Genomic DNA, 23709 nt, shown 5'->3' on the forward strand with positions numbered 1-23709 from the left:
TGTGAACACACGGGCCCTTTCTGGCGAGAAAAGCTCTTGACCTCCGCTGAACTGAACGCGCTGACGGCGGGTGTCGACCCGCGCGCCTTTGATCCCTTCTCCTGGTTCAACATCGTCGGGGAGATTGGCTGCGTCTTCTGGGTCATCGCCTACGTCTTCGCCATCCGGCAGGGATTCAAGGACCGCGCCTATGGGTTGCCCCTTATTGCCATCTGTCTGAACTTCGCGTGGGAGTTCCTGGCGTCCTGGGTCATCCCGAATCCCGTGCCGCTGTGGCATGCGTTCGACCGCATCTGGTTCTTCGTGGACGTGCTCATCGTCTACCAGCTGCTGCGCTACGGGGCCGCGCTGCAGCGCATCCCCGAGGTGCGGCGCTACTTCTCCCCGCTCGTGGTGGTCACCACGGTGATGGGGGGCATCGGGCTCTACACCTTCTATCTCCAGTACCGGGACCTCCTCGCGCTGGTGGGCGCGTTCATGATCAACCTCATCATGAGCGTGGCCTTCGTCTTCTTCTTCTTCGAGCGCCGCCACCAGGGTGGGCGTGGGCTGTCGGTGCCGGCGGCGTGGTGCAAGCTGTTGGGGACACTCGGCACGTCCATCGAGTGTCACTACGTCATCGGCATGGCCGAGCCCTGGCTGCCGAGCCTCTCCTTCCTGCACTTCCTCAGCGCGTCCATCTTCCTGGTGGACCTCGTCTATGCCGTGCTGGTGACGAGGTGGGCCGCTCAGGTGAAACGTGGAGAGACGCCACTCGAGCAGCAGGAGGAGCCGCGGGCGCCGTTGCGCGAGGCCGCCTGAGCCCATGGCCACGAGCGAGCCGCTGAGCGGACGGGTGTGCCTGGTGACCGGAGGTGCTTCGGGGATCGGCTGGGCGCTGGTGAAGGCCCTGGCGCGCGAGGGCGCCTGCGTTCATGCCTGTGATGTGTCCGCCGAGAACCTCGCGCGGGTGGAGGAGGAAGCGCGCCGCGAGGGGCTGACGGTGCACCTCGCGCGCTGCGATGTCGCGGACCGGCGGGCCACGGAGGGCTGGGTGGCGGACGTGGTGTCGCGCGAGGGGCGGGTGGACGTGCTCGTCAACAACGCCGCCTTCATCCGCTGGGAGTCCGTGGAGGCCATGCCGGTGGAGGACGCCGAGCGCACCATGCGGGTGGGCTACGACGGCATGGTGTACGCGACGCGCGCGGTGCTCCCGCACATGCGCGCGGCCGGCCGCGGGCACATCGTCAACGTCGGCTCGCTGGTGGGCCGTGTCTTCGTGAAGGGGCCCTCGGCGGCCTATGCCGCGGTGAAGGCCGCCATCGACGCCTATACGCAGGTGCTGCAGATCGAGCTGGAGGGCTCGCCCCTGCGCGTCACGCTCGTGCGGCTGTCGGCGGTGGCGGGCACCCAGTTCTTCGGGCGTCACGTGGACTCCGCGCGCATGCCGCGCATCGCGGACCTGGTGCCCCCGCTGGCGCCCGAGGTGGTGGCACGGGCCCTCGTCCGGGCGCTCCGGCGCGGCGAGCGCCACGTGGACCTGCCGCGCTTCCTGCCCGTCGTGTACCTGCTCTTCGCGCTCGCCCCGGGCCTGACGCGCTGGTTCGCCACGGTGGGTGGGGCAGGGCGCCGGGACTATTCGTTGCCGCGCGGCGGTGCCCGCACCGGAGATCCTTCATGACGCAGCAGATGGAACTGGCCGAGGTTCCCTTTCCCCCCGCCCCCTGGCGGATGAGCGGGGAGTGCTGGGTGGGGCTGTTCCGGGCGGACCGGGACGTTCCCTGCCCGGCGCCCTGGAAGCCGCTGCTCTCCTCGCGCATGGCGATGGTGGCGCTGATGCGCTACCGCGAGGGCACGCTCCAATATGACGAGTTGATGGTGGGCCCGCTGGTGCGGCACGGGCTGCACATGGGCCTGTGGGTCTCCCATATCTGGGTGACCAGTGAGGCGTCGCTCTGGGGCGGCCGCCGCATGTGGAGCCTCCCGAAGGAGCTCGCCACCTTCAGCTGGGAGGAGGGTCGCGTGCGGGTGGCGGACGCCTCGGGCCCCATTGCCACGTTCGGGGTGGAGCGGCGCGCGGGTTTCGGGCCCTCGCTACCGGTGCCCATGCCCGGCATCGGGGGGGCCCCGGGCCAGTGGACTGCCTTCGTCGGACGGCTGAGCGGGCGGCTCGCGCGGGGCGGCCTGCGGGTGGAGGAGTGGTCGGAGCGCTTCCCGTTCTCGCTGCGGGGTGCCGCCTCGTTCAGCGTCCGCGCCCATCCCATGTCCCTCACCGTGCCCGCGCCCACTGTCCTGGCCACGTTCTGAAGGAAAGAGAGCCATGCTGTACGACTTCGATCTGACCGCCCTGCGCGACGCCATGCGCGCACCGTTTCCCAGCATCGCGCCCCAGCTCGAGCCCTTCTACGCCATGCTCGAGTACCACCTGGGCTGGCGCGACGAGCGGCTCCAGCCCCAGTTCGGCGCGGCGGGCAAGCTCGTCCGGCCGCGGCTGTGCACACTCGCCTGTCTCGCGGTGGGAGGCCAGGCCGAGCAGGTGCGTCCGCTCGCGGCGGCCCTCCAGCTGCTGCACGAGATGACGCTCGTGCACGACGACATCCAGGATCGCAGCGAGCACCGCCGCGGCCGCTCCACGGTGTGGCGCCGCTGGGGCGATGCCCAGGCCATCAACGTGGGGGATGCGCTGCTCATCCTCGGGCAGATGGCGCTCGAGCGCCTGATGGCCGCGGGCTACCCGCCGAAGCTGGTGCTGGACATCATCCGCGCCATCAACCAGACGGCGCTCGCCATCTGCGAGGGGCAGTACCTGGACCTCGCCTTCGAGGAGCGGCTGGAGCTCACCGAGGCGGACTACCTGGCCATGGTGGAGCGCAAGACGGCGCGCCTGCTGGGCATCTCGCTGCGCACGGGCGCGCTGGCGGGGGGCGGCTCCGCCGAGGTGGCCATCAGCCTGGAGGAGTATGGGATCGCGCTCGGCCTGGCCTACCAGGCGCAGGATGATGTGCTCGGCATCTGGGGGGATCCGGCGGTGACGGGCAAGCCCGTCGCGGATGACCTGTACCGCCGCAAGAAGAGCCTGCCCGTCGTGCACGCGCTGGCCCACGCGGTGCCGGAGGACCGCGAGCGCCTGCGCACGCTGCTCACCACGGCCGAGCTGACCGACGCGAACGTGCAGGAGATGCTGGACATCCTCGCGCGTGCCGGCTCGCGCGCCGCCACCGAGCAGACGGTGTCCCGCTACTCGCGGCTCGCGTGTGATGCGCTGGCGAAGGTGCCCCAGTGCCCGCCCGCGGTGCGCGAGGAGCTGCAGACATTGGCGATGGCGCTCGAGCTGCGGACGTCGTAAGCGGGAGGCAATGCCGATGGAGCCCCACACCGTGGAAGTGACGCCCCCGCTGGCCGAGCCAGGCGGTGCCCTCGACCGGGCCTGCCGCGTCATCTCGTACGTGCTGCACCCGGTGCTGATGATGCTGGCCACCTCGGTGCTGCTCTCCCTGTACTCGCACGGCAATGCGCTGCGCGCCCTGGGCGAGGCGAGCCTGCTGCTGCTCGGGCTGCTCCCGGGCCTGCTCTACCTCGCGGTGGGCGTGGCGCGGGGCAAGTTCAGCCACCTGCACCTCCTCAACAAGGAGGAGCGCCACGTGGTCCTTCCCCTGGTGGTGCTGGGCCTGCTGGCGGTGTTCCTCGCCTACAAGCTGGTGGGCGCGCCCGTGCTGCTGGGGCGGGGCGTGGCCCTGGGCACGCTCGGGGGCATGGGCGTGGTGGCCATCACGCGCTTCTGGAAGATCAGCCTCCACTCCTCGGTAGGCGCGGGCTGCGCGGCGCTCTTCGCCACCACGTCACCCGTTACCTTCGGGGTGCTGGGGGCGCTGGCCCTGCTCTCCGGCCTGGCGCGCCTGCCCATCCGCCACCACACGCCCGCCCAGGTGCTGGTGGGCTGGGCGTACGGGCTGGCGGTGCCGCTGCTGCTGCAAGCCGTGCTGCCGCCCCTCTGAGCGGCGGAGCCGGAGTGGGGGAGGGACGGCCCGCCCCCCACCCCAGGACATCTGGAACGCCTACTTCTTGGGCTGCGGGTCCGCCCGGGGCACGTCCGCGCCCTGGCCGCCGATGCTGAGCAGCTCGATCTCGAACACCAGGGTGGCGTTGGGCGGGATGGTCGGAGGCGAGCCCTGCTCCCCGTAGGCCACCTTCGCCGGGCACACGAGCTGCGCCTTGCCGCCCACCTTCATCTTCTGCACGCCCTCGGTCCAGCAGGGGATGACGCCGCTGAGGGGGAACTCGGCGGGCTCTCCGCGCTTGTAGGAGCTGTCGAACTCGGTGCCGGTGATGAGGGTGCCGCGGTAGTTCACCTTCACCGTGTCGCTCGCCTTGGGGGTCGCGCCCGTGCCGGCCTTGAGCTCCTTGTAGACGACGCCCGAGGGCAGCTTGACGGCGCCCTTCTCCTTGCCGGCGTTCTCCAGGAACTTCGTCCCGGCCCGCTCCTGCCGGCCCTTGGCGAGCGGCTGCAGCTTGGGCCCGTACTGATCCAGCTCCACCACCGGCTTGGCGCCCGAGAGCGCGTCCGTCATGCCCTTCTTGACGATCTCGATCTCCGCCGGGCTCAGGTCGAACACCTTGATGCTCCGCCCGACCGACAGGCCCAGTGCGTAGATCGTCTTGTCATCCTCGCTCTTGATCTCCTGCGCGTTCGCCTGGAGCCCGGTGAGGGCGAGCAGTACCGCGGCCAACAATCCCAATCGCATGTGTCTCCGCCTTTCTCAGTGGCGGCGGAACAATAGGTCCGCCCGTCTCTTCCCGCTGGCCGTTTTCTTGCCCCCCGGCCGGATGCTCCTAGGCTCGCGACAGGTTGCTGCGGCGCTGAAGCGTGCTGTAGCGGTCTCGGCCACCGGGAGGGCGAGAGATGAGCGACGACAAGCGGAAGAACGCGCGGGTTCCCCTCGACATCTACCTGAACAAGTACATGGGGGGCGTGCCGTACATGGCGCGCGCCGCCGACATCAGCCAGGAGGGAGTGAGCCTGGCGCGCCTGCTCGAGCCCGAGAAGGACACCCGGCGCGTGGGGCTCCAGTTCCAGCTGCCCGGCTCGGAAGAGGTCATCTACGCCGAGGGCGAGGTGGTGCGCGAGTGGGTGGAGGCCGGGGCGAGCCGGGATGAGCGCTCGGGCGTGCGCTTCACGCTGCTCACCCAGCGGCACCGCCGGCTGATTGATGACTACGTGACACGCAGCACGCAGGCGCACTGAGCCGCGCCCCGTTGGCAGGCGGGCGTGCGGGCCTTCCTTGACCTGGCTCGGAGGCGGCCGGTTGAATCCGGCCCTCGGAACGAGAGTGGGGAGGATTCACGTGAGGCGTGCACTGTGGGCGTTGGTGCTGGCGGTTCCGTTGTCGGCACTGGCGCAGGGCAACGGGGTGGATTGGCAGCGGCAGGTGCTCCGGGTGACGGGGGATGGGCCGCCGGACGTGAAGGCCTCGAATCCGTCCCAGGCGAGGTTGGGTGCGGAGCGCTCGGCGAAGGAGGACGCCTTCGGGGAGCTGCTGGAGCAGGCGAAGGGCCTGCGCCTGCGCGCGGACAGGACCGTGGGCGAGGAGATGGCCCGCGAGGAGACGCGCCGACAGGTCGAGGCCGTGCTGCGCGGCTACACGGTCGTCCAGAAGCGCTACTTCTCCGATAGCGGCGTGCAGATGGACGTGGAGGTGCCGCTCGGGGCGTTGACCTCGGTGTTGGTGACTCCGGCGCCCGCGGGCACCGCCGCTCCCGCCGAGACGAAGCCGGCCGAGACGAAGCCGGCGGAGAAGAAGGCGAAGCACACCGGGCTGGTGGTGGACGCGCGGAAGCTCGGCATGACGCCGGTGCTGGCGCCCCGGGTGCTCGACGAGGCTGGCCAGCCCCTTTATGGCGTGGAGGTCCTGTCCGCCGAGGCCCGGAAGAGCACGGGGGTGGCGGGCTTCTTCAAGAGCCTGGAGGAGGCCCGGAAGTCGGCGCTGGTGGGCGCGAAGCCGCTGGTGCTCGAGGCGGCGCGGCTCCAGGGCTCGGATCTGCTGCTGGGGCCGGACGCGGTGAAGGCGCTCGCGGGGCTGGACCCGCACCTCCTGGCCGAGGGCCGGGTGGCGATTCTCATCCGGTAGATGCGCGCGATGACCTGGATGAGGATGGAGTGGAGCCGCGGGTGGTTGGCCCTGGTGGGGCTGGTGCTCGGGTGTGCCTCGGGTCCCGAGCAGGTGGACTCGCCAGCGGCGGACCGGGCGCGCGAGCTGATGCGTGCCACGCGCTCGCGCAACGGCAACCTGCTGCTGCGCTGCGAGCCAGCGGACGCCGAGGTGTACCTGGACGGAGTGGCCCAGGGCGTGTGCACCGACTTCGGCGGCAAGCCGAGCGGGTTGCAGGTTGGCCTGGGGCTGCACCGCATCGACGTGAAGAAGGACGGCTTCTGGCCGTACACCACGTACTTCGAGCCCAGCAGTGCCCGGGCGGGGCTGACGATCAAACTGCGGTCGATGGAGCAGGAGCGCGGCACGGAGTGAGCCACGCGAGCGCCTCGCCTTCGAGGGATGGCTGCCGTAGCGGCCTGTAGCATCCTGTAGCGGTTGCTACAGGGATAGAGCGCGGAGGCCGGTATCTCGGCACTCCGGATCGTTGGCGCCCGGCGGATCAGCGGGAGCGGGGCTAGACGATGCGGGTGGGACGGCGCAGATCGCGGGCATGGATCACGCCGATCAGTGCGGCCTCCTCGCTGTTGGGGAGGGTGGCACGGCATTGCCTGCGCAGTGGCAATGGGACGTGGACACCGGGCGCCGGACCCAGGGGAGGCGGTGACATGGCCGGGTTGGACTGGGTACAGGTGGACGTGGGCTTTCCGATGAGCCTCGCCGTGGTGTGCGCCGCTCGCACCCTGGGGATGGAGCGCCGGGCCTTCGTGGGGGCCATGGTGGAGCTGCAGATCTGGGCGGTGCAGGCGCTGCCCTCGGGGCGCTTCGAGTCCTTTGGACTGTCCAGCGGACATGGCGCGGACGCGTCCGCGGACGAGGCAGTGTGGCAGGAGGCGGTGGAGGGCGCGGTCCGGTGGACGGGCGCACCCGGAGCCTTCTGGAACGCGCTGCTGCGCGCCGGGATTCTGGTGAGGGAAGGGGACAGCGTCCGCTTCACCCTCTGCGATCGCTACGTGCAAGTCCTCGAAAAGAGGAGCAAGGAGGCCGAGCGCAAGCGGAAGGAGCGTGCCACCAAGGCCGCGGGCGCGTCCGCCGGACGTCCCGAGGACGCACCCGGGACGTCCTCCTCCAGAAAGAGAAGAGAGAAGGAGAGTGAGAAGAAGACTTCTTCTCCTGCAGCAGGAGGAGAGGGGGGATCATCCAGCGGACGGCTCATGCCCGTCTCCCCGCCCTCGGACGAGGACGTGCCCGAGGCGCCCGTGGAGGTCACCCCCGTCCAGCTCGCGCTGCCTGGCACGCACATGGTGCCGGTCTCGTCTCCTCCGCGAGACGTGTGGCGGGCCCCCGCGTCCGAGGACACGGCGTCCGGTGCGTCCCCGGTGGCGGACGAGCCTCCGGTTCGGGCCGCCACGGCGTTCTTCGAGACGTGTCAGCAGGAGCGCTGCCGGGCCCTTCCCGGACTTCCGGCGGAGGAGCAGCCCAAGGGCTGGGCGAGCTGGTACCGCGGTGCCCTGCGGAAGGTGGGCGGGGACGAGGGGCGGCTGTTGGATGCCTGGCGCGGGTACATCCACTCCGACTGGGGGCGCAGCCGCGAGCCCCGCTGCACGGCGGAAGCGTTCTGTACCCCGCGGGTCTGGAGCCGCTACCTGGAGCCCCTCCAGCGGGAGGAGTCGCCCGGGGCGTCCGGAGCGCCGTCCGTGGACGTGGCCACCGACACCGAGGCCGGCCGCCGCTGGCGGGAGTGCCTCACGTGGATGCACGAGAACGGGAAGCGGTACGCCCTGACGTGGCTGGCCCAGGCTCGTGCGGTGGGTGTGGAGGACGGACGCCTGGTGCTCGAGGTGCCGGACGCGCATTTCCGGCAGTGGGTGCAGGAGCACTATGGCCCGATGGTGGAGCGGCTCGCCCAGGAGCTGGGCCTCGAGGGCGTGTGCTGGCGGGTGGCGGCGGGAGTGCGTGCGCCCCTTCTCGGATAGGACGGGGTAGTATCCGGCGAGGCGATACACGGAGGAGCAGGTCATCGGACGCAACAAGAGAGGCAAGGCGCGCGCGCAGCAGGCACCCGTGGCGCGGGTCGCTCCGGCGGCTCCCCCCCTGCACGTGGTGAAGCCCGCGGCGGAGCCACCCCCCGAGCCAGGGCCGGCTCCCGTTCCCGTGGCGCCTCCGCCCGCCGAGGGCGAGCTCTCCGAGGCCGAGGCCCGGCGGGTGGATCTGGCCTGGTCAGCGGCGATGGTGGGCTCGCTGGCGCTGGTGTTCGCGCTGCTGTCGGTGTTCGGCGGCGTGGCGGTGCCGGTGCTCTTGGCGCTCGCCATGGCGTACGTGCTCAACCCGATCGTGACCGCCATGGAGCGCCGGGGTCTCAACCGCACCCTCGGGACGAGCGTGGTGTTCGGCGTGTGCGTGCTGGTGATGATCGGCGCGGTGCTCTACCTCATCCCCGTGTTCCGGGAGGAGGCGGTGAAGCTGCCGGACTTCTTCCGCCGGGCGAGCGAGCGGGTGGTGCCGCAGGTGGAGTCTCTGCTGGGACGTCCGTTGCCGGATCTGTTGCGGCAGCGCATGACGGAGCTGGGGGCGCAGGCCTCGGAGATTCTCCAGAGTGCGGGGCCCACGGCGGCGCGGCTGGTGGCGAGCTTCGCGGGCAACACCGCGCGGGTGGTGGCCACGCTGCTGGGCCTGCTGGTGGTGCCGGTGCTGGGCTTCTTCTTCCTCCAGGACTATCCGCAGCTGGTGGGGCTGGTGAAGGGCCTGGTGCCGCGCCGGGCGGTGGACCTGGTCAGCCGACGCTTGTCCGAGGTGGATGACGTCCTGTCCGCCTTCGTGCGCGGGCAGATCACCGTGGGGGCCATCCTCTCGGTGCTCTACGGCACGGGCCTGTGGTTCGCGCGCATCGACCTGGCGATCGTCATCGGCGTCATCGCGGGGTTCGGCAACATGGTGCCGTACCTGGGGACGGGGCTGGGGGTGGTGCTGGCGGCGCTGGGGCTGATGCTGTCCTGGCAGGGTCCCTGGCAGCTCGCGGCGGTGGCGGGCACCTTCGTGGTGGGCCAGATGGCCGAGGGCCTCTTCATCACCCCCAAGGTGGTGGGCGACAAGGTGGGGCTCTCGTCGGTGGCCGTCATCATCGCGATCCTGGCCTTTGGTGAGCTGTTCGGCTTCACCGGCATCCTGCTGGCGGTGCCCACGACGGCCATCCTCAAGGTGGTGCTGAGCGTGGTGGTGGAGCGCTACAAGCGGACCGACCTCTACACGGGCGAGCGGCCCGCCCCCTGAGCCGCCCGTCCCCCGGCCCGAAGCCGTCCAGAGGAGTGGACGGTGGCGGAGGGGTAGGGTGGGGCGCTAGGGAAGGGGCTGTGGCGAAGAGCAAGGCGGCAGAGGCAGGCGCGGCGGGGCTCGCGCGCCTTCGAGAGGAGATCATCACCTGCCGGGCGTGTCCCCGGTTGGTGGAGTGGCGGGAGCAGGTGGCGCGGGAGAAGCGCCGGGCCTTCCGTGACTGGACGTATTGGGGCCGGCCGGTGCCCGGTTTCGGGGACCCGGGGGCGGAGTTGGTCATCCTCGGACTGGCGCCGGCGGCGCATGGGGCCAACCGGACGGGCCGGATGTTTACCGGGGACCGCTCCGGGGACTTCCTCTTCGCCGGGCTGCACCGGGCGGGCTTCGCCAACCAGCCCCGGAGCGAGCACCGGGAGGACGGCCTCGCGCTGACGGGGGCCTACATCGTCGCGCCCTGCAAGTGCGCGCCGCCGGACAACAAGCCCCTGCCCGAGGAACTGGGCCGGTGCGCCCCCTTCCTGGACCGGGAGATGGCCCTGTTGCCCACCCGGGTGGTGCTGACCCTGGGGGCCATTGCCTGGAACGCGACGCTCGCCTGGCTGGAGAGGGCGGGGGTGTCCGTCCCCACGCCCCGGCCGTCTTTCGGACACGGGGCGGAGCTGGCCCTGCCGGGGGCGCCGATGCTGCTGGGCTGCTACCACGTGAGCCAGCAGAACACCCAGACGGGCCGGCTCACCCCCGCCATGTTCGATGCGGTGATGGCCCGCGCCCGGGTGCTGATCGAAAATCGCCGGGGAACATGATGCCCCCATGTCGGTGTTTCCTTGACAGCTCCGGGGTGCCCATCGTATTCCCCGCCCACCTTCGACGGCGGCAGTCGCGGCGGCGAACGGGTCGTTAGCTCAGCGGTAGAGCACTACCTTGACACGGTAGGGGTCAGTGGTTCGATCCCACTACGACCCACTTCAGTACGGTGTTTCAACTGCGGGCGGCAAGGCTGATCAGCCTGCCGCCCGCGTTCTTTTCCGAGGTCTCGCATGGCGGATCAGATCACGGTGACGCTCCCCGATGGCAGCCAGAAGCAGGCACCCCGGGGCACGACCATCGCGGACTTCGTGCGCGACAGCATTGGGGCGGGCCTGGCCAAGGCCGCCCTCTTCGCGCGCGTGAATGGCCAGGACATGGATCTGGCGCGTCCCCTCACCGAGGACGTGAAGCTGCAGATCTTCACCTCCAAGAGCCCCGAGGGCCTGGAACTCATCCGGCACGATGCCGCCCACGTGGTGGCCAGCGCCGTGCAGCGCCTCTTCCCGGGCACGCAGGTGACCATCGGTCCGGCGACGGAGGAGGGCTTCTACTACGACTTCTTCCGCGAGAAGCCCTTCACGCCCGAGGACCTGGAGAAGATCGAGGCCGAGGCCAACAAGGAGATCGCCAGCAACCTGCCCTTCGTCCGGACGGAGATCTCCATGGACGAGGCGATCAAGCTCTTCGAGGACAAGGGCGAGAAGTTCAAGGTCGAGATCGTCAAGGACATCGCGGCCAAGGGCGCCAAGACGCTCACGCTCTACACCCACGGCGAGTGGGTGGACTTCTGCCTGGGTCCCCACGCGCCCACCACCGGGAAGATCGGCGTCATCAAGCTGCTGTCCACCAGCGGTGCCTACTGGCGCGGAGACCATCGCAACCCGATGCTCCAGCGCATCTACGGCACGGCCTTCTTCGACAAGAAGGCGCTCCAGGAGTACCTCACCCGGCAGGAGGAGGCGCGCAAGCGCGACCACCGCAAGCTGGGCAAGGAGCTGGATCTCTTCCACTTCCACCCGTACTCGCCGGGCGCGGCCTTCTGGACCCCCAAGGGCACCACGCTCTACAACACCCTGGCGGCCTTCATGCGCCGGCTGACGGGCGAGACCGGCTACGTCGAGATCAAGACCCCGCTGCTCTACAACAAGGGCCTGTGGGAGACGAGCGGCCACTGGGGCAAGTACAAGGAGAACATGTTCCTCGTGCTCGACAGCGAGTCCGGGGAGCATGACTTCTCGCTGAAGCCGATGAACTGCCCGAGTCATCACATCTACTACGGCTTCAAGAAGCACAGCTACCGCGACCTGCCCCTGCGCCTGCACACCCAGGACGTGCTCCACCGCAACGAGGCGGCCGGTTCGCTCGGTGGCCTCACCCGCGTGCGCCAGTTCGCCCAGGACGACGCCCACATCTACTGCATGGAGAGCCAGATCGCCGACGAGGTCCGGCGCTTCGTGCAGCTGCTGGACCGCGTCTACAAGGCGGTGGGCCTCACCTACGCGGTGAAGCTGTCCACCCGGCCCCCCAACCGCCTCGGCACCGACGAGCAGTGGGACCGCGCCGAGGGAGGCCTCAAGACGGCCCTGGAGAGCCTGGGCCTGCAGTACGAGCTCAAGCCGGGCGATGGCGCCTTCTACGGCCCGAAGATCGACTTCGACGTGTCCGACAGCATCGGCCGCAAGTGGCAGCTGGGCACCATGCAGCTCGACTATCAGGCCGCCGAGCGGTTCGATCTCACCTACATCGGTGACGACAACGCCGAGCACCGTCCCGTGGTGCTCCACCGCGCCATCTACGGCTCCTTCGAGCGCTTCATCGCCATCCTCATCGAGCACTTCGCTGGCGCCTTCCCCGCGTGGCTGGCCCCGGTGCAGGCCGTGCTCGTCACCGTGGCGGACCGCCAGAGCGAGTACGCCCTCAAGGTGCGCGACCAGCTGCGCGCCAAGGGCTACCGGGTCGACTACGACGAGCGCGGGCTCACCCTCAACGCGAAGATCCGCGACGCCCAGCTCCAGAAGATCCCCTTCACCCTCGTCATCGGTGACAACGAGGTCGAGGGCGGGGGCGTGTCCCCCCGGCGCTACGGCGGCGAGGACCTCAAGACCATGAAGCTGGAGGCCTTCGAGGCCCTCCTGGAGAAGGAGGCCGCCTGGCCGTGAGGCCACACTGGGGGGCCTGGGTCATTGACACCCCTTGACTCCCTATAGCTGGCAAGTATCTTGCCCCCCCTCAGAGGGGAGTACCTACTCCCACTGATGGAGGGAGTCACATCGCTCGCGACCAAAGAACGAACCGCCGTATTCGCGCTCGAGAGGTCCGCGTCGTAGGACCTGAGGGCGAACAGTTAGGAGTCCTGCCGATCGAAGCCGCACTGGATCGGGCTCAGTCCGCCGGAATGGACCTCGTCGAGGTCAACCCGATGGCCAAGCCGCCAGTCTGCAAGATCATGGACTACGGCAAGTTCAAGTATGAGGAGAAAAAGCGAGCCTCGGAAGCGAAGAAGAAGCAGGTCGTCGTCCACCTGAAGGAGATCAAGCTCCGTCCGAAGACCGAGGAGCATGACTACGAGTTCAAGGTCCGCAATGTGCGCCGCTTCCTCGAGGAGGGGAACAAGGCCAAGGTCACGATCATGTTCCGTGGCCGGGAGATCACGCACAAGGAGCTGGGCTCGGCCATCCTGGACGACGTGGTCAAGGATTTGAAGGACGTGGCGGTGGTGGAGCAGATGCCGAGGATGGAAGGGCGGCAGATGTTCATGATCATCGCCCCGAACCCGAAGGTGGCGGCGCGGGCGCGGGAGCTGGCCCGGCAGCAGGCGGCGGCGGCGGAGAAGGCGGACAAGCCCGAAGGTGCTAAGAGGAACGAGCTGGTGGCGGCGGTGGCGGTGGGCGGCAAGCTCGAAGGGCAGGCGGCGGTTCAAGCCCCAGTGCCTGTTCCCGTGGCAAGCGCTCCGGCGCAGGCCGAGGGGGCGAAATAGTTGGACCCGGCCGGCGGCTTCCAAGCCACCGGCCCTGACACACGCTGACGGCGATTCGCTGCGGCGGATTGGTAGTTGAAGGAAGGAACCGCGACATGCCCAAGTTGAAGACCCGTAGCGGCGCCAAGAAGCGCTTCCAGGTGAAGAAGACCGGCAAGGTGAAGTTCGGCAAGGCGCTCGGTAAGCACCTCTTCACCCACGCCAAGAGCCAGAAGCTCAAGCGTGAGCACCGCGGCACCGGCCATCTGAAGGACATGGATGGCAAGAAGGTCGTCAAGGAGATGTTCCCCTACGGGGCGAACTAGCCGTACGCAGTAAAGAGGGCCCTGTCGGTGCGGTGAGCAACCGGAGCCGGGGGTTTTCAAACACCTCGCAGCAGTCAGGAGTCAGCAATGCGCGTCAAGAAGGGTTTCAAGGCTCGTCGCCGTCGTAATCGGATTCTGAAACTGGCCAAGGGTTACCGTGGCCGCCGCAAGAACTGCTACAAGCGGGCCAACCAGGCCGTGGAGCGCGCGCTCGATTACGCCAGCCGTGATCGCGCCGCCCGCAAGCGGAACTTCCGCTCGCTGTGGATCGTCCGCATCAACGCGGCCGCCCGCACCGTGGGCCTGTCCTACTCGCGGCTGATCGCCGGTCTGGCCAAGAACAAGATCGCCCTGGATCGCAAGGTCCTGTCCGAGATGGCCATCGTGGATCCCGCTGGTTTTGCCGCTGTCGCCAACATCGCGAAGGCGGCCTGAGTGATGACGGCCGGTCCCTCGGGCCGGCCTCGAAAGTGAGGGGCCGCGGTCTTCCTGGAAGGCCGCTGCCGCTCGCGAGCTTGAAACGGGCTGCCCCCAGGGCGGCCCTTTTTTTTGGCCCCGGCCCGGCCGGGAAAGGGAGGCGAAGTCCCCATGCGAGATCGCTTGCAGGCACTCGCGGACGCGGCGCGGCGGGAGATCTCCGTCGCTTCGGAGCCGTCCGCGGTCGAGGCGCTCCGAATCCGCTACCTCGGCAAGAAGGGTGAGCTGTCCGGTGTCCTCGGAGGAATGGGCAAGCTGCCCCCCGACGAGCGCCGCGCCCTCGGCGAGGTGGCCAACCAGGTCAAGGCGGAGATCGAGAAGCTCCTGGCCGACGCCGTCCAGCGCGCGGAGGACGCGGCCCTGGAGTCCGAGCTGCGCGGCCCCAAGCTGGACGTGACGCTGCCCGGCCGCGCCCCCATCCCCGGCAGCCGCCACCCGGTGTCCCGGACGATGGAGGAGATCGTCCGCACCTTCCAGCGGCTCGGCTTCGAGGTGGCCCACGGGCCGGAGATCGAGCTCGACTACTACAACTTCGAGGCGCTCAACCTCCCGAAGGATCACCCCGCGCGCGACATGCAGGACACCTTCTACGTGGACGAGCCCTCGCTCGGCCACGCGAAGAAGGCGGACAGCTCGCCGCTGCTGCGCACGCACACGTCCCCGGTGCAGGTGCGCTTCATGCTCAACCGCAAGCCGCCCTTCCGCGCCGTCATGCCCGGCCGCGTCTACCGGCGCGACTCGGACATCACCCACACGCCCATGTTCCACCAGGTGGAAGGCCTGCTGGTGGACAAGGACGTCAGCTTCGCCGAGCTCAAGGGCACCCTGGACGCCTTCGTGAAGGCCTTCTTCGGCTCGGACACGCGCACGCGCTTCCGCCCGTCCTTCTTCCCCTTCACCGAGCCCTCGGCCGAGGTGGACATCTCCTGCACCTCGTGCGGCGGCAAGGGCTGCCGCATCTGCAAGCAGACTGGCTGGCTGGAGGTGCTCGGCAGCGGCATGGTGCACCCCAACGTCTTCAAGTCCAGCGGGTATGACCCCACCGAGGTCACTGGGTACGCGTTCGGCATGGGCGTGGAGCGCATCGCCATGCTGCGCTACCGCATCGACGACCTGCGGATGATGTTCGAGAACGACGCGCGCTTCCTGGAGCAGTTCTGATGAAGATCTCGGTCAAGTGGCTCGGTGACTACGTGGCGCTCCCGGCGAGCGTCGACGAACTGGCGCGCAAGCTGACCGCCGTGGGCCTGGAGATCGAAGGCCTGGAGCGCCCCGGCGAGGGTCTGCGCGGCGTGGTGGTGGGGCAGATCAAGGAGTCCGTCCAGCACCCCAATGCGGACAAGCTGTCGGTGACGAAGATCGACATGGGCGGCCCGGAGCTGCTGCAGGTGGTGTGCGGCGCGAAGAACTTCAAGGTCGGCGACAAGGTGCCGCTGGCCACCATCGGCACGAAGCTGCCCAACGGCGTGGAGATCAAGCAGGCCCCCCTGCGCGGCGTGGACAGCTTCGGCATGCTCTGCTCCGCCAAGGAGCTGGGCATCTCCGAGGAGTCCTCCGGCCTGCTCATCCTCCCGCAGGAGCTGAAGCCGGGCACGCCCATCGCCCAGGCGCTCGGGATGGATGACGTGGTGCTGGAGGTGAACGTCACCCCCAACCGCCCGGATGCCCTGTCGCACCTGGGCGTGGCCCGCGAGGTGGCCGTGGCCACCGGCGGCGCCCTGCGTCCGCCCCAGCCCAAGCTCGCCGAGTCCGGCGCCCCCGCCTCCGAGAAGGCCAAGGTGCGCATCGAGGACCCGGTGCGCTGCCCGCGCTACGCGGCCCGCGTCATCGAGAACGTGAAGATCGGCCCCTCGCCCCAGTGGCTGCAGGACCGGCTCAAGGCCTGCGGCGTGCGCCCCATCAGCAACGTGGTGGACGTCACCAACTTCGTCCTGCTCGAGTACGGCCAGCCGCTGCACGCCTTCGATCTGGAGAAGGTGGCCGGCCAGGAGATCATCGTCCGCACCGCGAAGCCGGGCGAGAAGATGACCACGCTGGACGGCAAGGAGCGGGCGCTGTCGCCCGAGGACCTGCTCATCTGCGACCGCGACCGGGCCCAGGCCCTCGCCGGCGTGATGGGCGGCCAGGACAGCGAGGTGAGCGCGGGCACCACGCGCGTGCTGCTCGAGTCCGCCTTCTTCCAGCCCTCCAGCATCCGCCGCTCCTCCAAGCGCCACGGTCTGCACACGGAGGCCTCGCACCGCTTCGAGCGCGGGGTGGACCTCGATGCCACCATTCCGGCGGTGGACCGGGCCGCGGCCCTCATCGCCGAGCTGGCCGGGGGCACCGTGGCCCCGGGCCGGATCGACGTGTACCCACAGCCCCAGCCGCCGCGCCGCGTGACGCTGCGCTACGGCCGCGTGGAGAAGGTGCTCGGCGTGTCCATCCCCGAGGCCGAGTGCCGCCGCATCCTCGGCACCCTGGGCTTCAAGCAGGTGGAGGAGGGGAGCGGGCAGACCACCTTCGAGGTGCCCCGCGCCCGCGTGGACGTGGAGCGCGAGGAGGACCTCATGGAGGAGCTCGCCCGCGTCTACGGCTACGACAACATCCCCGCCAAGCTGCCCCGCGGCCTCGCCGAGCTGGGTCCCGAGCCGGCCCACTCCGAGGCCGAGCGCCGCACCCGCCAGGCCCTCTCCGGCGTGGGGCTCAGTGAGGTGGTGAACTACTCCTTCGTCGCGCCGCGCTCCCTGGAGGTGCTGGGCGGGAAGGACAAGCCCGTGGCGCTCCTCAACCCGCTGAGCGTGGAGCAGTCGGTGATGCGCACCAGCCTGCTGCCGGGCCTGCTGGAGAACCTCTCCCGCAGCGTCCGCCACCAGGTGGAGTCGGTGGCCCTCTACGAGACGGGCCGGGCCTACTTCCAGGATCCCGAGGGTGGCCAGGGCCAGCGCCCCGCCGCTCGCGAGGTGAACCGCCTGGGAGGCCTCGTGTGGGGCCTGCGCGGCGGGCGCACGTGGACGCAAAAGGACGCCCGGGCGGACTTCTATGACGCCAAGGGCGCCCTGGAGGCCGTGCTGCACGCGCTCCACGTGGACGGCGTCCGCTTCGTCCCCGCCGAGGCCCCCGCCTACCACCCGCGCGCCTGCGCCCGGGTGGAGCTGGCCGATGGCACCGTGCTGGGCCTCGTGGGCGAGCTGCACCCCCGGGTGACGAAGGCGCTGGACCTCCCCCGGGACGTCTTCGCCTTCGAGGTGGACACGGCGCCCCTGTACGCCGCCGCCCGCCTGGTGCCCGAATACCAGGGCCTGCCGCGCTTCCCCGCCGTGCTCCGGGACCTGGCCGTGGTGGTGCCCCTGGCGCTCCAGAACGACGAGGTCCGCCGCGTCATCCTGGAGGTCGGTGGCCCCCTGGTGGAGGACGCCCTCATCTTCGACGTCTACACCGGCAAGCAGATCGCCGAGGGCCACAAGAACCTGGCCTATGCCATCCGCTACCGCTCGCCCGAGCGCACGCTCACCGACGCGGACGTGACGGCCGCCCACCAGCGCATCATCTCCGAGGTCAACCAGCGCCTGGGCGGTGCCCTGCGGAGCTGAGGTAGGGTAGGCGCCGGAAAACCTGAGTGAAACCGGTGGGTTGACAGCTGTCAGGGAAGGCTGTCACAGTCCGCCGGGTTCACCGCAGAGAGGGGCGCGAAGGTACTCGCATGACCAAGGCGGACATCATCGAAGGGGTCTACGAGAAGGTCGGCTTCTCCAAGAAGGAGTCGGCGGAGATCGTCGAGCTCGTGTTCGACACCTTCAAGGAAACGCTGGAGCGCGGGGACAAGATCAAGATCTCGGGTTTCGGCAACTTCCAGGTGCGCCAGAAGAAGGCGCGCGTGGGCCGCAACCCGCAGACGGGCAGGGAGATCGAGATCTCGGCGCGCCGGGTGCTGACCTTCCGGCCGAGCGCGGTCCTGAAGGCCGCCCTCAACGGCGAGCAGATTCCGGAGAACCACTCGGAGCTGGACGCCGCCGAGGACGCCGCCGCCGACGCGGCCGAGGCCGCTGGCCTGGACCCCGAGGATCTGGACGAGGAGCTGGAGGAGGTCGAGGAGTACAAGGCCTCCGCCGGAGGAATGAAGGCCAAGGCCGAGTGAGTTTTTGAAGGGCCCGCGATCTCGTACTTGACCTGTGAGACGGGTAGCGGCATAAGGCAGCCCATCTCGCCGACGCCGTCGGCGGGACGACGCAACGGGGCGTAGCGCAGCCTGGTAGCGCACTTGCTTGGGGTGCAAGTGGTCGCTGGTTCAAATCCAGTCGCCCCGACCAATAGAAGGCCCTGGAGTCTCACTTCACGGTGGACTCCAGGGCCTTCGCTGTGGGGAGTTAGTTCAGTTGGTTAGAACGCCGGCCTGTCACGCCGGAGGCCACGGGTTCAAGTCCCGTACTCCTCGCCAATAGAAGGGCCCGGAATCGCGAGTCGGTTCCGGGCCCTTCGCCTTTTCTCACCCCGGGCGGGGCGCGCCGAAATCCGGCGGCTGTCGTAGACTCGGGGCGCGCTGCTGCGGGAGCCTTCGCTCCCCCAGCCGAGGAGACGAGACGATGTTTTCCAGATGGACCGTGGGGCGGCAGTTCCTCGTGGGGTTGCTCCTGATGTCATCGCTGATCGGGGCGTTCATCGTCCTGACCCGCCGGAGCACCCAGACCCTGGCTGATGCCGCGGCTCTGGTGGTACGGAGCCACCAGACGATCAGCCAGCTTGAGCGGGTCCTCTCCACCGTCAAGGACGTGGACGCGGCGCACCGCGACTACCTCCTCTCCGGTAATGAGGCCTCCCTCGATTCCTACCGCCTGGCCCAGGGCGCCCTGTCCAAGGAGCTCGAATCCCTGCGCGCGCCCCTCTCCGGCGATGTCGAGCAGATGCGGCGCATGGAGTCGCTCCAGGCCGCCATCGAGCAGAAGCTGGCCATCCACCGCAACAACATCGAGGTGCGCCGCAACCAGGGCCTCGAGGCCGCCCTGGCTCGCGTCAACAACGGTGAGACGACCCGGATGATGAACGGCATCCGCACCGCCACCGAGGAGCTGCGCCAGCAGGAGGAGCAGCTCCTCGCCCAGCGCGAGAGCCATCAGGCCGACGAGATCCGTGCCCTGGACAGATTCTTCATGATCGATGGCGCCGGGCTCCTGTTCTTCTGCGGGCTGACGGCCATGCTCATCGGCCGGAGCCTGGAGCGCAGGCTGCATACGGCCATCGAGCAGGTGCAGGGCTCGTCGACCGCGCTCCACTCGGCCGCCTCTCAGCAGGCCACCGGCGCGCGCGAGCAGGCCTCGGCCACCACGGAGATCTCCACCACCGTCAAGGAGCTGCTGTCCACCTCGCGGCAGATCGCCGGCAGCGCGCAGCAGGTGGCGCGCGTGGCGGATGACACGGCCGGTGCCGCCCGCACGGGCAACGACACGGTGCTTCGTGCCCAGGAGGCCATCGACGTGGTGAGCCGCCAGGTGGACGCCATCGTCAATCACATGCTGGAGCTGGGCAAGCGCTCGCAGGAGATTGGCGGCATCCTGGACATCATCAACGAGCTGGCCGAGCAGACGAACATCCTCGCCATCAACGCCACCATCGAGAGCGCCGGGGCCGGTGAGCACGGCAAGCGCTTCGCCGTGGTGGCCGATGAGATCCGCAAGCTGGCGGACCGCGTCGGTGGAGCCACCAAGGACATCCGCGTGCTCATCGATGAGATCCGCGCCGCCTCCAACACCACCATCATGGCCACCGAGGACGGCTCCAAGGCGGTGCAGAGCAGCGCCAGGCAGTTCGGTGAGGTGGCCGGCAACTTCCGGCGCATCGCCGAGCTGGTGCGCGCCAACCTGGACGTGGCCCGCGAGATCGAGCTGAGCACCCAGCAGCAGACGACGGCGGTGGAGCAGGTGAACACCGCCATCCTCGAGGTGGCGCAGACGGCGCGTCAGGCGGAGTCCACCTCCTCGCAGACGCTGCAGACGGCCAACGAGCTCTCCAAGCTCTCCACGCAGCTCAACTCCATCCTCAACTCGCGCGCCGAGACCTGAGCCGGGGCGCTCCCGAGGGCATGGCGCCCACCTCGCGCCATGCCCCCCGCCCGGGGCTCAGAACCACTTGGCGGGGAAGGGCGGCGGCACGTAGGACTCGAGGTAGGCGTAGACGTCCTCTGGCCCCTCGGCCAGGTGGTAGAGGTGGCGGTGGTGCTGCGCGCTGGCGAAGCGCTCGCGGAACAGGTGCTCGAACAGCGCCACCAGCGGCTCCCAGAAGCCCTTCGCGTTCACGAGCACGATGGGCTTGCGGTGCATGTGCATCTGCTTGGCCGCGATGATCTCCAGGGCTTCGTCCAGCGTACCGAAACCGCCGGGCAGCACCACGAAGGCGTCGGCCCTCGCCTCCATGGCCGCCTTGCGGGCGCGCAGATCATGCGTGACGACGAGCTCCTGTGCCTGCTCGAAGACATAGGGCGTGCCGTGCATCACCTGCGGGATGACGCCGATGACCTCGCCTCCCTGCGCGTGCGTGGCGCGGGCCACCGCGCCCATCAGTCCCGTGTTGCTGCCGCCGAAGACGAGCTTGTCGCCGCGCTTGCCGATCGTGGCCCCCAACGCGGAGGCCACCTCGAACCAGGCGGGCTCCACCACATCGCTCGAGGAGCAGTAGACGCAGATCGTCCGGGACGCCCTGCGCGGCAGGGTGATGACCGTCTCTTCCGCTGGCTGCTCCCGGAAGCACTCGTCCATGAGCTGGTCCAGGTCCGGACGCTCGCAGCGGCGCAGGCGATCGGCCACCGAGACCGCCAGCTCGCGCACGAAGGGCCGGAGCTGCGCCGGGGTCTCCTCCAGGCAGCGGCGCAGATCGTTGGCCATGCAGCGGACCGCCTCCGGGATTCCAATCTCCAGGATCGCATCACGCAGGCGCTCGTAGATGGGCCGCGTCCGCTCCGCGAGCTCCGCGTGCCGCTCCTGGAAGTCGACCAGCGAGGCCCGGTGCAGGCGGTAATAGTATTGCCAGAGCTGCTCCACGCTCTGGACGAGCGGGGGCTGGCTGGCGAGCGTCAGCAGCAGGGGCCGGGTGACGATGCCCATCTGCAGATCGTCATTCTCCCCCCGCTCATCGCGGCGCTCGAGGATGCCGACGATGTCGTCCACGTCCTGGAAGATGGCGCTGAACCGCTTCACGGCGGCGGCCGGCAGGTCGGCGCGGCCATTGAGGGCGAAGGCGGTGTTGATGGCGTAGGCCGTCGCCACGTGCGTCTCCGCATAGCGGTGCTCGAGCCAGCGGTCGAACAGCGCCGGCTCCGGGTAGGTGTTCTGCCGCTCCCAGAGGAACATCGAGAAGAGCTCGAGCAGGTAGCTCATCGTCATCTCGATGAACTCGGCCGGACAACGCCCGGCCTGCCGGGTCATCAGCGCCATCAGCGCCCCGGTGAAGGGCGTGGCGCTCGCGTCACCGAAGCGCCGGGCGAAGGTCATCCTTCCGGAGCGCATGGGCGTCCGGTCCACGGTGTCGTCGGCGACAGCCGTCACCTCCATGCAGAGCAGCAGCGTGGGCAGGGAGTCGATGTGCCGCTGGGTGATTCCCCCGGACGCCTCGGCGGCGGCGAGGAACATCAGGGGCACGAGCATGAACGAGGGCTGGTTGCTCTCCACCGTGATGTGGTCGAAGAAGGGGCGCAGCTCCGCGGGGATGGGGATCTGATGGACCTTGCGCAGCGCGTCCGCCAGCAGGGGGCGGTAGGTGGACTCGACGCGCTCGAAGAGGCCGCGGAATTGATTCGGGAATTGAAAGGGGATGGGCGCGATCATGGGATTCGCTACTTCGCGAGTAGGGCTTGCGCCGTGCACACCCGGTGCGGAGCCGCGGGAAACGCCAACGGTCTGCGTCATGAGTCAGAGGGGGGGAGAGGGGAGAGCTCGTTGACGTCCCCATTGTCTACCCGGTGGGTGCCGATCCACAACGGTGGCCCGCAAGGGGGCGGCCAGACCCGGCCCAATGGGCGTTCAGCTGACACCCCCTGCGCGGGGATTTCACCGCGGGTCCGGCCGGAGCACCCCGAATCCCGTACCCAGGCGGAGAGGCTTGTGCTCACTTGCCTGGTCATGGCCAGATCCCGCTTCTCCAGCTCCGCCCTCGTGTCGTGCTCCCTGCTGCTCGGCCTGGGCCTCCTGGGCCCGGCTTGCGTGTCGGCCCGCTCCGAGCCGGCCCGAGCTCCCGCGGACGCGGGCGTGGCCTCGGTGGACGCGGGCGTGGCCTCGGTGGACGCGGGCGTGGCCTCGGTGGACGCGGGCCCGCCCTGTGCGCCCCGCTCCTGTGTCCAGGCCCGCGCCCGGTGCGGCGTCATCTCCGATGGGTGTGGCGGCTCGGTGGATTGCGGCCCGTGCACCCCTCGCTGCGGGCCGGATGAGCTGGAGTGCTGTGGGAGCTGTTTCCCCCGCTCCGAGGGCCGCTGTCCCGACAACATCCACTGCCGCCCTCCCGCCCCCGCTCCCGAGGAGGCCACGGAGTAGTCCGCCCTTCAATGGTTTGCGGCCCAAGCAACAGGATTAAGTCATATTTCGCTAATAATCACACGTAGACGGATTCCAAGTTTCTGCTATAAGAACTGATTAACCGGGTTAGCCCTGGAGCTATCGGTTTCTGTCAGACAAGGAGTCACTGCGTGAGCAAGAGCGTTCGCGGTTTCAAGTGGCTGGTGGGCGGCATCGTCGGAGTGTCCATGCTGGGCGCGTGCGGTGCTCCGGAGGAGCTCGAGACGGCCTCGGAGCAGGCCGGCGCGCAGGCCACCGGTGAGGTGGCGGTGAGCCTGTCGGTGAGCAAGGCCACGCTGAGCGCCCGCGAGGACGTGTCGGTGACGGTCACCCTCACCAACGTCTCGTCCCACCCCGTGCAGCTGCTCCGCTACTACATCCCGGACAGCCGCCTGAAGGAGGGCCTGTTCGAGGTGACGCGCAATGGCGAGCCGGTGGAGTACATCGGTCCCCACATCAAGCGCGCGGCGCCCACCGCCCAGGACTATGTCACCCTGGCTCCCGGCGAGAGCCTGACGGGCTCGGCGCCCGTCTCCGGCATGTATGATCTGTCCGAGACCGGCAGCTACACCCTCCGCTACACCCCGCGCGGGCTGGATCAGCACAGCGCGGTGATCACCAAGGCCGCCCAGCTCGACTCCAACCTGGTGAACCTGTGGATCGAGGGCCGTGAGAGCGGGCTCGAGTCCCAGGGCACGGTCTCGGCCCAGGGCCTGACGTACTCCGGCGCCTGCACCAGCACCGAGCAGTCGTCGATCTCCTCGGCGCTGACGTCCGCCCGGACGTACGCGAACAACGCGTCCACCTACCTCAACGGCATCTCCTCGGGCACCACGCGCTACACCACCTGGTTCGGCGCGTACTCGAGCACCAACCTGACCACGGCGCGCAACCACTTCACCAACATCAAGAACGCGCTGGCCAACGCGGCGATCGTGGTCGACTGCAGCTGCTCGGACAGCTCCTACGCCTACGTGTACCCGTCCTCGCCGTACAAGATCTACGTGTGCAACGCCTTCTGGAGCGCCCCCACCACTGGCACGGATTCCAAGGCCGGCACGCTGGTCCACGAGATGAGCCACTTCACCGTGGTGGCCGCCACGGATGACTGGGCCTACGGCCAGAGCGCGGCCAAGAACCTCGCCATCTCCAGCCCCAGCAAGGCCCTGGACAACGCGGACAGCCACGAGTACTTCGCCGAGAACACCCCCTCGCTGCCGTAACCGGCTAGC

22 protein-coding genes, 3 tRNA genes and 1 pseudogene are annotated in these 23709 nt (G+C 69.2%); 24 read left to right on the top strand and 2 right to left on the bottom strand.

Annotation, left to right across the window (positions count from 1 at the left end):
• Positions 1–36 precede the first annotated feature (36 nt).
• Genes NR798_RS22550 through NR798_RS22570 form a run of 5 tightly spaced genes read left to right on the top strand, consistent with a single transcriptional unit; the run spans position 37 to position 3974 of the window.
• On the top strand, positions 37–801 hold the full coding sequence (locus NR798_RS22550) for a hypothetical protein (protein WP_375773546.1): 765 nt from the start codon (positions 37–39) through the stop codon (positions 799–801).
• Between the two features lie 4 nt (positions 802–805).
• A complete protein-coding gene (locus tag NR798_RS22555) occupies positions 806–1660 on the top strand; it encodes an SDR family NAD(P)-dependent oxidoreductase (RefSeq protein ID WP_375773547.1) in 855 nt (284 codons plus the stop codon).
• Positions 1657–2286: an acetoacetate decarboxylase family protein gene (locus NR798_RS22560; RefSeq protein WP_375773548.1), complete on the top strand. Its 630-nt coding sequence runs from the start codon at positions 1657–1659 to the stop codon at positions 2284–2286. The genes NR798_RS22555 and NR798_RS22560 overlap by 4 nt, the downstream gene beginning before the upstream one ends.
• Positions 2287–2299: 13 nt before the next feature.
• On the top strand, positions 2300–3325 hold the full coding sequence (locus NR798_RS22565) for a polyprenyl synthetase family protein (protein WP_375773549.1): 1026 nt from the start codon (positions 2300–2302) through the stop codon (positions 3323–3325).
• A 16-nt stretch (positions 3326–3341) separates the two neighbouring features.
• Entirely contained in the window at positions 3342–3974 is a 633-nt protein-coding gene (locus NR798_RS22570; protein ID WP_375773550.1) for a hypothetical protein, read from the top strand.
• Between the two features lie 60 nt (positions 3975–4034).
• On the opposite strand, the gene NR798_RS22575 is transcribed toward NR798_RS22570, so the two are convergent.
• Positions 4035–4721 carry an FKBP-type peptidyl-prolyl cis-trans isomerase gene (locus NR798_RS22575; protein WP_375773551.1) on the bottom strand — a complete coding sequence of 229 codons (687 nt, stop codon included), beginning with the start codon at positions 4719–4721 and terminating at the stop codon, positions 4035–4037.
• A 158-nt stretch (positions 4722–4879) separates the two neighbouring features.
• On the opposite strand from NR798_RS22575, the gene NR798_RS22580 reads away from it, so the two are divergent.
• The 17 genes and pseudogenes from NR798_RS22580 to NR798_RS22660 all read left to right on the top strand — a co-directional run bounded on the left by NR798_RS22580 (position 4880) and on the right by NR798_RS22660 (position 19996).
• Positions 4880–5221 (top strand): PilZ domain-containing protein, encoded by a 342-nt coding sequence (locus NR798_RS22580; protein ID WP_375773552.1) that lies wholly within the window; start codon positions 4880–4882, stop codon positions 5219–5221.
• A 100-nt stretch (positions 5222–5321) separates the two neighbouring features.
• Positions 5322–6104, top strand: a complete 783-nt coding sequence (locus tag NR798_RS22585; protein ID WP_375773553.1) for a hypothetical protein — start codon at positions 5322–5324, stop codon at positions 6102–6104.
• Between the two features lie 9 nt (positions 6105–6113).
• Positions 6114–6500, top strand: coding sequence for a hypothetical protein (locus NR798_RS22590; protein ID WP_375773554.1), 387 nt, complete (start codon positions 6114–6116; stop codon positions 6498–6500).
• A 293-nt stretch (positions 6501–6793) separates the two neighbouring features.
• Positions 6794–8101 carry a DnaA N-terminal domain-containing protein gene (locus NR798_RS22595; RefSeq protein WP_375773555.1) on the top strand — a complete coding sequence of 436 codons (1308 nt, stop codon included), beginning with the start codon at positions 6794–6796 and terminating at the stop codon, positions 8099–8101.
• An 88-nt stretch (positions 8102–8189) separates the two neighbouring features.
• Positions 8190–9395 carry an AI-2E family transporter gene (locus NR798_RS22600; protein ID WP_375773556.1) on the top strand — a complete coding sequence of 402 codons (1206 nt, stop codon included), beginning with the start codon at positions 8190–8192 and terminating at the stop codon, positions 9393–9395.
• A gap of 80 nt (positions 9396–9475) precedes the next feature.
• The gene (locus NR798_RS22605; RefSeq protein WP_375773557.1) at positions 9476–10198 is read left to right on the top strand and encodes a uracil-DNA glycosylase; all 723 of its coding nucleotides are present in this window, start codon (positions 9476–9478) and stop codon (positions 10196–10198) included.
• Positions 10199–10286: 88 nt separating this feature from the next.
• Positions 10287–10358: transfer RNA gene (locus NR798_RS22610), tRNA-Val, on the top strand.
• Positions 10359–10432: 74 nt separating this feature from the next.
• Entirely contained in the window at positions 10433–12361 is a 1929-nt protein-coding gene (gene thrS / locus NR798_RS22615) for a threonine--tRNA ligase (RefSeq protein ID WP_375773558.1), read from the top strand.
• Positions 12362–12501: 140 nt separating this feature from the next.
• Positions 12502–13179, top strand: coding sequence for a translation initiation factor IF-3 (gene infC, locus NR798_RS22620; RefSeq protein WP_375773809.1), 678 nt, complete (start codon positions 12502–12504; stop codon positions 13177–13179).
• A 95-nt stretch (positions 13180–13274) separates the two neighbouring features.
• The gene (gene rpmI, locus NR798_RS22625; RefSeq protein WP_073561322.1) at positions 13275–13484 is read left to right on the top strand and encodes a 50S ribosomal protein L35; all 210 of its coding nucleotides are present in this window, start codon (positions 13275–13277) and stop codon (positions 13482–13484) included.
• Between the two features lie 87 nt (positions 13485–13571).
• Positions 13572–13919, top strand: a complete 348-nt coding sequence (gene rplT, locus NR798_RS22630) for a 50S ribosomal protein L20 (RefSeq protein ID WP_375773559.1) — start codon at positions 13572–13574, stop codon at positions 13917–13919.
• A 153-nt stretch (positions 13920–14072) separates the two neighbouring features.
• Positions 14073–15122: a phenylalanine--tRNA ligase subunit alpha gene (gene pheS / locus NR798_RS22635; RefSeq protein ID WP_375773560.1), complete on the top strand. Its 1050-nt coding sequence runs from the start codon at positions 14073–14075 to the stop codon at positions 15120–15122.
• On the top strand, positions 15122–17533 hold the full coding sequence (gene pheT / locus NR798_RS22640; protein ID WP_375773561.1) for a phenylalanine--tRNA ligase subunit beta: 2412 nt from the start codon (positions 15122–15124) through the stop codon (positions 17531–17533). The genes pheS and pheT overlap by 1 nt, the downstream gene beginning before the upstream one ends.
• A 110-nt stretch (positions 17534–17643) precedes the next feature.
• Positions 17644–17982 (top strand): annotated as a pseudogene (locus NR798_RS22645) (integration host factor subunit alpha); the annotation flags it as partial.
• A 191-nt stretch (positions 17983–18173) separates the two neighbouring features.
• Positions 18174–18250, top strand: a tRNA-Pro gene (locus NR798_RS22650).
• Between the two features lie 51 nt (positions 18251–18301).
• A tRNA-Asp gene (locus tag NR798_RS22655) sits at positions 18302–18378 on the top strand.
• A 145-nt stretch (positions 18379–18523) separates the two neighbouring features.
• Positions 18524–19996 carry a methyl-accepting chemotaxis protein gene (locus NR798_RS22660; RefSeq protein WP_375773562.1) on the top strand — a complete coding sequence of 491 codons (1473 nt, stop codon included), beginning with the start codon at positions 18524–18526 and terminating at the stop codon, positions 19994–19996.
• 57 nt (positions 19997–20053) lie between these two features.
• Here NR798_RS22660 and NR798_RS22665 read toward each other — a convergent pair whose 3' ends face one another.
• Complete coding sequence (locus tag NR798_RS22665) at positions 20054–21754, bottom strand: TIGR00730 family Rossman fold protein (RefSeq protein ID WP_375773563.1); 1701 nt, start codon at positions 21752–21754, stop codon at positions 20054–20056.
• A gap of 294 nt (positions 21755–22048) precedes the next feature.
• Between NR798_RS22665 and NR798_RS22670 the strand changes: the two genes are divergently transcribed.
• Together NR798_RS22670 and NR798_RS22675 are read left to right on the top strand one after the other, a co-directional pair.
• A complete protein-coding gene (locus NR798_RS22670) occupies positions 22049–22456 on the top strand; it encodes a hypothetical protein (protein ID WP_375773564.1) in 408 nt (135 codons plus the stop codon).
• A 152-nt stretch (positions 22457–22608) separates the two neighbouring features.
• Entirely contained in the window at positions 22609–23700 is a 1092-nt protein-coding gene (locus NR798_RS22675; RefSeq protein WP_375773565.1) for a M35 family metallo-endopeptidase, read from the top strand.
• Positions 23701–23709 lie beyond the last annotated feature (9 nt).

This window comes from Archangium gephyra (assembly GCF_042230915.1).
GTDB lineage: Bacteria > Myxococcota > Myxococcia > Myxococcales > Myxococcaceae > Archangium > Archangium gephyra_B.

Bases quoted from the DNA above. Each gene is read 5' to 3' on its own strand.
- rpmI (WP_073561322.1), top strand. From the start codon at position 13,275: ATGCCCAAGTTGAAGACCCGTAGCGGCGCCAAGAAGCGCTTCCAGGTG.
- NR798_RS22660 (WP_375773562.1), top strand. From the start codon at position 18,524: ATGTTTTCCAGATGGACCGTGGGGCGGCAGTTCCTCGTGGGGTTGCTC.
- rplT (WP_375773559.1), top strand. From the start codon at position 13,572: ATGCGCGTCAAGAAGGGTTTCAAGGCTCGTCGCCGTCGTAATCGGATT.
- NR798_RS22595 (WP_375773555.1), top strand. From the start codon at position 6,794: ATGGCCGGGTTGGACTGGGTACAGGTGGACGTGGGCTTTCCGATGAGC.
- pheT (WP_375773561.1), top strand. From the start codon at position 15,122: ATGAAGATCTCGGTCAAGTGGCTCGGTGACTACGTGGCGCTCCCGGCG.
- NR798_RS22670 (WP_375773564.1), top strand. From the start codon at position 22,049: ATGGCCAGATCCCGCTTCTCCAGCTCCGCCCTCGTGTCGTGCTCCCTG.
- NR798_RS22570 (WP_375773550.1), top strand. From the start codon at position 3,342: ATGGAGCCCCACACCGTGGAAGTGACGCCCCCGCTGGCCGAGCCAGGC.
- NR798_RS22665 (WP_375773563.1), bottom strand. From the start codon at position 21,754: ATGATCGCGCCCATCCCCTTTCAATTCCCGAATCAATTCCGCGGCCTC.
- NR798_RS22555 (WP_375773547.1), top strand. From the start codon at position 806: ATGGCCACGAGCGAGCCGCTGAGCGGACGGGTGTGCCTGGTGACCGGA.
- NR798_RS22565 (WP_375773549.1), top strand. From the start codon at position 2,300: ATGCTGTACGACTTCGATCTGACCGCCCTGCGCGACGCCATGCGCGCA.
- NR798_RS22560 (WP_375773548.1), top strand. From the start codon at position 1,657: ATGACGCAGCAGATGGAACTGGCCGAGGTTCCCTTTCCCCCCGCCCCC.
- NR798_RS22580 (WP_375773552.1), top strand. From the start codon at position 4,880: ATGAGCGACGACAAGCGGAAGAACGCGCGGGTTCCCCTCGACATCTAC.
- pheS (WP_375773560.1), top strand. From the start codon at position 14,073: ATGCGAGATCGCTTGCAGGCACTCGCGGACGCGGCGCGGCGGGAGATC.
- NR798_RS22590 (WP_375773554.1), top strand. From the start codon at position 6,114: ATGACCTGGATGAGGATGGAGTGGAGCCGCGGGTGGTTGGCCCTGGTG.
- NR798_RS22575 (WP_375773551.1), bottom strand. From the start codon at position 4,721: ATGCGATTGGGATTGTTGGCCGCGGTACTGCTCGCCCTCACCGGGCTC.
- thrS (WP_375773558.1), top strand. From the start codon at position 10,433: ATGGCGGATCAGATCACGGTGACGCTCCCCGATGGCAGCCAGAAGCAG.